4 protein-coding genes are annotated in these 7,329 nt (G+C 69.3%); 1 reads left to right on the forward strand and 3 read right to left on the reverse strand.

What is annotated here, in order from left to right; all coding sequences use genetic code 11:
* Nucleotides 1-58 precede the first annotated feature (58 nt).
* Nucleotides 59-2,962: a vitamin B12-dependent ribonucleotide reductase gene (locus tag AQI95_RS34110; RefSeq protein ID WP_067133112.1), complete on the reverse strand. Its 2,904-nt coding sequence runs from the start codon at nucleotides 2,960-2,962 to the stop codon at nucleotides 59-61.
* Nucleotides 2,963-3,127: 165 nt separating this feature from the next.
* Complete coding sequence (gene nrdR / locus AQI95_RS34115) at nucleotides 3,128-3,679, reverse strand: transcriptional regulator NrdR (protein ID WP_067133338.1); 552 nt, start codon at nucleotides 3,677-3,679, stop codon at nucleotides 3,128-3,130.
* 564 nt (nucleotides 3,680-4,243) lie between these two features.
* On the opposite strand from nrdR, the gene lexA reads away from it, so the two are divergent.
* Complete coding sequence (lexA, locus tag AQI95_RS34120) at nucleotides 4,244-5,023, forward strand: transcriptional repressor LexA (protein WP_055710152.1); 780 nt, start codon at nucleotides 4,244-4,246, stop codon at nucleotides 5,021-5,023.
* Nucleotides 5,024-5,197: 174 nt separating this feature from the next.
* Here lexA and AQI95_RS34125 read toward each other — a convergent pair whose 3' ends face one another.
* A complete protein-coding gene (locus tag AQI95_RS34125) occupies nucleotides 5,198-7,189 on the reverse strand; it encodes an ATP-dependent DNA helicase (RefSeq protein ID WP_067133115.1) in 1,992 nt (663 codons plus the stop codon).
* Nucleotides 7,190-7,329 lie beyond the last annotated feature (140 nt).

Here is a 7,329-nt window from a genome sequence, read left to right on the forward strand (position 1 = left end):
GTAAGGGGCGCCGACCATGGGTCGGCGCCCCTTACCTCACCTCAGCAACCGCGTGTCATCAGCTGCAGCCGCTGGTCGAGCCGCAGCCCTCGCAGATGTAGCAGGAACCGGCCCGCTGCATCTTCGTACCGCAGGAGAAGCACAGCGGGGCGTCGGCCTGGATGCCCAGCTGCATCTCCACCAGCTCGGCGCTGGTGTGAGCCTGCTTCTGGGCGGGCTCGACCGCCTGGGAGACGGGCTTCGGCGCGGCGACCGCCTTCAGTTCCTGGGCGCGCGGCGCCGACTGGGCCAGGCCCTCGACGTCGACCTCGTCGTCGGCCGGCTCGTAGGAACCGGTCTCCAGGTGCCGCTGACGCTCCTCGGCGGAGTGGATGCCGAGCGCGGAGCGGGTCTCGAAGGGCAGGAAGTCCAGCGCCAGGCGGCGGAAGATGTAGTCGACGATCGACTGCGCCATCCGCACGTCCGGGTCGTCCGTCATGCCGGCCGGCTCGAAGCGCATGTTGGTGAACTTCGAGACGTACGTCTCCAGCGGCACGCCGTACTGGAGGCCGACGGAGACCGCGATGGAGAAGGCGTCCATCATGCCCGCGAGAGTCGAGCCCTGCTTGGACATCTTCAGGAAGACCTCGCCGAGACCGTCGTCCGGGTAGGAGTTGGCGGTCATGTAGCCCTCGGCACCGCCGACCGTGAAGGACGTCGTGATGCCGGGACGCCCCTTGGGGAGACGCTTGCGGACCGGGCGGTACTCGATCACCTTCTCGACCGCGGTGCGGATCGCGGCCTCGGCCTTCTCGGTGATCTCGGCCTTCTCGGCGCCCTTGTCGTCCTTCTTCTTGGCGGAGAGAGGCTGGCCCACCTTGCAGTTGTCGCGGTAGATCGCGAGCGCCTTGACGCCCAGCTTCCAGGCCTCGTAGTAGATCTCCTCGACCTCCTCGACGGTCGCCGTCTCCGGCATGTTGACCGTCTTGGAGATGGCGCCGGAGATCCACGGCTGGATCGCGGCCATCATGCGGACGTGGCCCATCGGGGAGATGGCGCGCTCGCCCATGGCGCAGTCGAACACCTCGTAGTGCTCGTGCCTGAGGCCGGGGGCGTCGATCACATTGCCGTGTTCGGCGATGTGGGCGACGATCGCCTCGATCTGCTCCTCCTGGTAGCCCAGGCGGCGCAGGGCCTGCGGGACGGTGCCGTTGACGATCTGCATCGAGCCGCCGCCGACCAGCTTCTTGAACTTCACGAGCGCCAGGTCGGGCTCGACGCCGGTGGTGTCGCAGGACATCGCGAGACCGATGGTGCCGGTCGGGGCGAGGACGGACGCCTGGGAGTTACGGAAACCGTTCTTCTCACCAAGACGCAGCACGTCCTGCCAGGCCTCCGTGGCGGCGGCCCACACCGGGGTGTCCAGGTCGTCCATGCGCACGGCCTGGCCGTTGGCGTCGGCGTGCTGCTTCATGACGCGCTGGTGGGCGTCGGCGTTGCGGGCGTAGCCGTCGTACGTGCCGACGACCGAGGCCAGCTCGGCGGAGCGGCGGTAGGCCGTACCCGTCATCAGGGAGGTGATGGCGCCGGCGAGAGCGCGGCCGCCGTCGGAGTCGTATGCGTGGCCGGTGGCCATGAGCAGGGCGCCGAGGTTGGCGTAGCCGATGCCGAGCTGGCGGAACGCGCGCGTGTTCTCGCCGATCTTCTGCGTCGGGAAGTCCGCGAAGCAGATCGAGATGTCCATCGCGGTGATGACCAGCTCGACGACCTTCTGGAAGCGCTCGGCCTCGAAGGACTGGTGGCCCTCGCCGTCGTCCTGCAGGAACTTCATCAGGTTCAGCGAGGCCAGGTTGCAGGACGTGTTGTCCAGGTGCATGTACTCGCTGCACGGGTTCGACGCGGTGATCCGGCCGGACTCGGGGCAGGTGTGCCAGTTGTTGATGGTGTCGTCGTACTGGATGCCGGGGTCGGCGCAGGCCCAGGCGGCCTCGGCGATCTTGCGGAAGAGCGCCTTGGCGTCGACCTCCTCGATGACCTCGCCGGTCATCCGGGCGCGCAGGCCGAAGTTGCCGCCGTCCTCGACCGCCTTCATGAACTCGTCGTTCACACGGACCGAGTTGTTGGCGTTCTGGTACTGGACGGACGTGATGTCGTCGCCGCCCAGGTCCATGTCGAAGCCCGCGTCGCGCAGGACGCGGATCTTCTCCTCCTCCTTGACCTTGGTCTCGATGAAGTCCTCGATGTCGGGGTGGTCGACGTCGAGCACGACCATCTTGGCGGCGCGGCGGGTGGCACCGCCGGACTTGATGGTGCCGGCGGAGGCGTCGGCGCCGCGCATGAAGGAGACCGGACCGGAGGCGTTGCCGCCGGAGGAGAGCAGCTCCTTGGAGGAGCGGATGCGGGAGAGGTTCAGGCCGGCGCCGGAACCGCCCTTGAAGATCATGCCCTCTTCCTTGTACCAGTCGAGGATCGACTCCATGGAGTCGTCGACGGACAGGATGAAGCAGGCGGAGACCTGCTGGGGCTGTGCGGTGCCCACGTTGAACCACACGGGGCTGTTGAAGCTGAAGATCTGGTGCAGGAGGGCGTACGCCAGCTCGTGCTCGAAGATCTCGGCGTCGGCGGGCGAGGCGAAGTACCTGTGGTCCTCGCCGGCCTTCCGGTACGTCTTCACGATGCGGTCGATCAGCTGCTTGAGGCCGGTCTCGCGCTGCGGGGTGCCGACGGCACCGCGGAAGTACTTGCTGGTGACGATGTTGACCGCGTTCACCGACCAGAAGTCGGGGAACTCGACGCCACGCTGCTCGAAGTTGACCGAGCCGTCGCGCCAGTTGGTCATGACGACGTCACGGCTCACCCACTCGACCTCGTCGTACGGGTGCACGCCGGGGGTGGTGTGGATGCGCTCGATACGCAGCCCCTTGGTGGCCTTGGTGCCCTTCGCTCGGGAACCTCGCGCCGGACCGCTCGCCGTCTCTGTCATGCCGCCTCCCTGGTACGGGCAAAAACGCCCAGAAGTGCCCCGTTTGTTCCCGTGGCACGGTGTTCTGTCATGTGTTGCGGGCACCCTCAGCTGCCGCCCGCAACAGGTCTTGGTCGCCGCCGTCCGGCCGGAACCCGGGCCTCCCCCCGGTTCCCGGCCCGCCGATCAGTCGGCGGCGTGGGCGGGCACGGGAACCTGAGTGGTCCCGCCGGGCCCGCGGTCGTCTTCCTGGCTCCCCGCTCCCGCGTCGTCCTCGTCCGCGGCGGGGCCTCGCGTCGCCTCCCTCAGCTCCGCGATGGCGGCCTCGAAGTCCTCGAGCGAATCGAACGCCCGGTAGACGGAGGCGAATCGCAGATAGGCGACGAGGTCGAGTTCCTGCAACGGGCCGAGTATGGCCAGCCCCACGTCGTGGGTGGACAGCTCGGCGCTTCCGGTGGCCCGCAGCGCCTCCTCGACCCGCTGGCCGAGCTGGGCGAGTGCGTCCTCGGTGACAGGCCGTCCCTGGCACGCCTTGCGCACGCCGTTGATGACCTTGGTACGGCTGAACGGCTCGGTGACCCCGGACCGCTTGATCACCATGAGCGAGCACGTCTCCACGGTCGTGAAACGACGGGAGCAGTCCGGGCATTGGCGGCGCCTGCGGATCGACGTGCCGTCGTCGGTCGTACGACTGTCGACCACACGGCTGTCGGGGTGCCTGCAGAAGGGGCAGTGCATGATCTCCAACCCTCCTCACAGCAGACTCAACAACCTCACCGGACCCATGGGCCCCGCGAAGCAGCCCTAAGCATAGGCGATCGCGGAGCCTCGTCAGACCCGGGGGACCACAACTTCTGGGCTGCTGTAGCCATCCAACCACTAGATGTAGGGATTGGCTCATACACCCAGGCAGTCACGCGTGTCGCAGGGAAACGGCGGCGAACACCCGACACGGGCGGCCGTCCGGAGACACGCGGGCGCAGAGCCGTACCCCTGTGGCACTTACGGAGATACCGTGGGCGCCGCACGGAGGACGCGTGGGGCTCCGGCACAGAAGAGACCCGGAGCCCGGACGTGCGGATTCCGGATGGCAGACTGGGGTGGCGACTCACGAGGTCGGCAACCCCGGCGGTGAAGAGTACAACAATGGGCGCTTTTGTCCGCCAGGTGGGGCGTCAGCAATACACCCAGACACATGATCGCGTCAGGCGAATCGCACTTTTTCACTCGAACGTGTGTTTGGCGCAACCTTTCGAAAGCAACTACCGTTGTCCAGCAGGGAGACCATCGAGAGGGGCCGACGTGACCACCACCGCAGACAGTGCCACCATCACCGCCCAGGACCGCTCCCAGGGCCGAGTCGAGCCGGTACACGTGATGAACGAAGCCACGAATCCCGAGGGGCACAAGCGCTCCCTACCGGGCCGACCTCCAGGGATCCGGGCGGACAGCTCCGGACTCACCGACCGGCAGCGCCGCGTGATCGAGGTCATCCGGGATTCGGTGCAGCGGCGCGGCTATCCGCCGTCGATGCGCGAGATCGGCCAGGCCGTCGGGCTCTCGAGCACGTCCTCGGTGGCGCACCAGCTGATGGCGCTGGAGCGCAAGGGCTTCCTCCGCCGTGACCCGCACCGCCCGCGCGCGTACGAGGTGCGCGGCTCAGACCAGGCGGTGACCGTGCAGCCCACGGACACCGCCGGCAAGCCCGCCGCGTCGTACGTCCCGCTGGTCGGCCGCATCGCCGCCGGTGGCCCCATCCTCGCGGAGGAGTCCGTCGAGGACGTCTTCCCCCTCCCCCGCCAGCTCGTCGGCGACGGTGAGCTGTTCGTCCTCAAGGTCGTCGGCGACTCCATGATCGAGGCCGCGATCTGCGACGGCGACTGGGTCACCGTGCGTCGTCAGCCCGTCGCCGAGAACGGCGACATCGTGGCGGCCATGCTCGACGGCGAAGCCACCGTCAAGCGCTTCAAGCGCGAGGACGGCCACGTCTGGCTCCTCCCGCACAACGCGGCCTACGAACCCATCCCCGGTGACGACGCGACCATCCTCGGCAAGGTCGTCGCGGTGCTGCGGCGCGTCTGACGCCTGCGGCGGGCGTGCCGCACGGCTGCTCGCTCCCTGACCGGGCCCCGGAACCCCTGCGCCGGTTCCGGGGCCCTGCCGTGTCCCGATCCAGCGCCCCGCAGTGTCCAGGGTGGCCCCGGCGCTTGCCCATCGCGGGGTAGCCTGACCGGCGCCGGTCAGGCTACCCCGCGATCACTCCGCCTCCGCCTGCTGTGCCTCCGTCCGCGTCGCCGCCTCGTCGATCGCGGCCAGCGACCTGCGGACCTGGTTACGGTCCGTGGTGTACCAGAAATCCGGCAGTGACGTCTTCAGGTAACCGCCGTACCGAGCGGTGGCCAGTCGCTGATCCAGTACGGCCACCACGCCCCGGTCCCCCGACGCGCGGACGAGCCGACCGGCGCCCTGGGCCATGAGCAGGGCCGCATGTGTGGCGGCCACCGCCATGAAGCCGTTGCCACCGGCGTCCTCCACCGCCTTCTGCCGAGCGCTCATCAGCGGATCGTCGGGACGCGGGAACGGGATCTTGTCCATGACGACCAGCTGGCAGCTCGGGCCGGGGACGTCGACGCCCTGCCACAGGGACAGGGTGCCGAACAGGCAGGTCTTCGGATCCGCCGCGAAATTCTTGATCAGCTCGCCGAGGGTCTCCTCCCCCTGGAGCAGGATCGGGAACTCGGGGATCCGGGAGCGCAGTTCCTCCGCCGCGAGCTGCGCCGCCCGCATGGACGAGAACAGCCCGAGCGTGCGGCCCCCCGCCGCCTGGATCAGTTCGGTCAGCTCATCGAGCATGTCGGAGCGCTCGCCGTCCCGCGCGGGGCGCGAGAGATGCTTGGCGACGTAGAGGATGCCCTGCTTGCGGTAGTCGAAGGGGGAGCCGACGTCGGCGCCCTTCCACTGCGGCAGATCCTCGCCCTCCGTGCCCTCCGGGCCGAGCCCCAGCGAGGCCCCGACGCCGTTGAAGTCGCCTCCCAGCTTGAGGGTCGCCGAGGTGAGGACGACCGAGCGGTCCGCGAAGAGCTTCTCCCTCAGCAGACCCGAGACCGACATCGGAGCGACGCGCAGGGACGCACCGAAACGGTCGTGGCGCTCGTACCAGACGACGTCCCACTCCGAGCCGTTCAGGACCCGCTCCGCCACGTCGTGCACCGTCTCCACCGAGGCCAGCGCCTGCTTGCGGACCGCGTCCTCGTCCTGCACCGACTTGTCGCGCGTCGACCCGATCGCGGAGATGACCGTGCGGGCGGCGTCCCGCAGGGCCGCCAGGGCGTAGCCGAGGTCCTCCGGGATCTCCTCCAGGCGGCCCGGCAGGGCCAGCTCCATCAGCCGCTCGAAGCCCTCGGCGGCGGTCTGGAGCTGATCTGCGGCCTTCTCGTTCGCCAGCTTGGCTGCGCGGCGTACCGCGCGGTTGACCTGGCCGGGCGTGAGCTCGCCGGTCGCGACACCGGTGACCCGCGAGACGAGTTCATGGGCTTCGTCCACGATCAGCACCTCGTGCTGCGGCAGCACCGGAGCGCCCTCGATGGCGTCGATGGCGAGCAGCGCGTGGTTCGTGACCACGACCTCGGCGAGCTTGGCACGCTCGCGGGCCATCTCGGCGAAGCACTCGGCGCCGTAGGCGCACTTCGATGCGCCCAGGCACTCCCGCGACGACACCGACACCTGCGCCCAGGCTCGGTCCGACACGCCCGGAGTGAGATCATCCCGGTCGCCGGTCTCGGTCTCGTCCGACCAGTCCCGCAGCCGCAGGAGGTCCTGCCCCAGCTTGCTCGTGGGCGCGGCGGCCTCGAACTGGTCGAAGAGTCCGTCCTCCTCGTCCTGCGGAATGCCCTCGTGCAGTCGGTGCAGGCAGAGGTAGTTCGACCGGCCCTTGAGCATCGCGAACTCCGGGCGGCGGCGCAGCAGCGGGTGCAGGGCGTCGACCGTGCGCGGCAGATCGCGCTCCACGAGCTGCCGCTGCAACGCGAGGGTGGCTGTCGCGACGACCACCCGTTCCCCGTGCGCGAGCGCCGGCACGAGGTAGCCGAGCGACTTTCCGGTGCCGGTGCCGGCCTGGACCAGCAGGTGGGATCCGTCGTCGATCGCCTCGGCGACCGCTTCGGCCATGGTCACCTGGCCGGGGCGCTCCGTGCCGCCGACGGCGGCGACGGCGGCGTGCAGGAGTTCGGGGAGTGAGGGCTTCGTCATAGCCCGACCACCCTACGGCCCGGCACTGACAAAGGGGCGATCAAGGCGGGGACGGGCGGCGGGATCACGGCCGGGCTCCTGGGTGAGGTGGGCGGACGGAGGCGGAGGGGGTGCGGGCTCAAAGGGGTGCGGGGGGCGGG

It is taken from the genome of Streptomyces yokosukanensis (assembly GCF_001514035.1).
GTDB lineage: Bacteria > Actinomycetota > Actinomycetes > Streptomycetales > Streptomycetaceae > Streptomyces > Streptomyces yokosukanensis.

Bases quoted from the DNA above. Each gene is read 5' to 3' on its own strand.
- AQI95_RS34110 (WP_067133112.1), bottom strand. From the start codon at position 2,962: ATGACAGAGACGGCGAGCGGTCCGGCGCGAGGTTCCCGAGCGAAGGGC.
- nrdR (WP_067133338.1), bottom strand. From the start codon at position 3,679: ATGCACTGCCCCTTCTGCAGGCACCCCGACAGCCGTGTGGTCGACAGT.
- AQI95_RS34125 (WP_067133115.1), bottom strand. From the start codon at position 7,189: ATGACGAAGCCCTCACTCCCCGAACTCCTGCACGCCGCCGTCGCCGCC.